Source organism: Streptomyces hainanensis, from assembly GCF_004348415.1.
Lineage (GTDB): Bacteria > Actinomycetota > Actinomycetes > Streptomycetales > Streptomycetaceae > Streptomyces > Streptomyces hainanensis.
In genome coordinates, this window is record NZ_SMKI01000875.1 from 1 (window position 1) to 907 (window position 907).

The window sequence follows — 907 nt, forward strand, 5'->3', positions numbered from 1 at the left end:
CCCCTGGACCCCACGCTGCCGCGCCACCCGGCGGTCGCCGCCCACCTCCACGAACGCGACGGCGACCTCACAACCGCCGCCCACCTCTACGCGGAGGCCGCCCGCCAGGCCACCAACCTCGCCGAACGCGACCACCTGACGCGGCGGGCCGCACGGCTGAACGAGGCGCTACGGCGGTAGTCCCACCCCCAGCACCCGGCTTCCGAAAGAAATATTGCACAACATTCCTTTCCTATCGTACGCTCGCCGCATGGCATCCCGGGACACCCGCTACCTCACCGACCTCGGCGCGCTGAAGGCGTTCGGCCACCCGCTGCGGCTCCGCCTCTACCGGGCACTCTGTGTGACCGACTCCGCCACCGCCTCACAGCTCGCCGAGCAGGTGGACGAGGCGGTCTCACTCGTCAGCTACCACCTCAGGAAGCTGGCCGCGCACGGCCTGATCGAGGAGACCGAAGGCCCGCGCGCGGACGGGCGCGAGCGCTGGTGGCGCCGCGTCTCCGAGCACATCAGCATCCACGACACCTTCGAGGACGCCCCCGAGGCCGCCGCGGCCCACGCCGCCCTTCTCCGCACCATGGCGCACCAGCAGGCCGGCATGCGGGAACGCTTCCTCGACGAGCGGCAGAGCTGGGGCCCCGACTGGCTGCGGGCCGCCTTCGACCGGGAGTCCCTGCCGCGCCTCACCCCGGACGAACTGCGCCGTTTCGGCGAGGAGTTGCGGGAGCTGACCGACCGTTGGGAAACCCAAGCCCGGGCGGCCGTCGAGGCCGGCGACACCGAGGGCCGGGAGAGCGTGGCCCTCCACCTGTACGGCTTCCCGTTCCGCGACGCGTGAGAGGACCGGTCACGTGCATCCGGACATCCACCTGGCCCTCCACCACCTCGACCGGCACACTCCCCCGCC

At 72.1% G+C, this 907-nt stretch carries 1 protein-coding gene and 1 pseudogene; both read left to right on the top strand.

What is annotated here, in order from left to right; genetic code table 11:
• Positions 1-180: pseudogene (locus E1283_RS36580) on the top strand (RNA polymerase subunit sigma-24); the annotation flags it as partial.
• A gap of 70 nt (positions 181-250) precedes the next feature.
• Positions 251-838, top strand: a complete 588-nt coding sequence (locus E1283_RS36585; protein ID WP_132822438.1) for an ArsR/SmtB family transcription factor — start codon at positions 251-253, stop codon at positions 836-838.
• Positions 839-907: the final 69 nt, after the last annotated feature.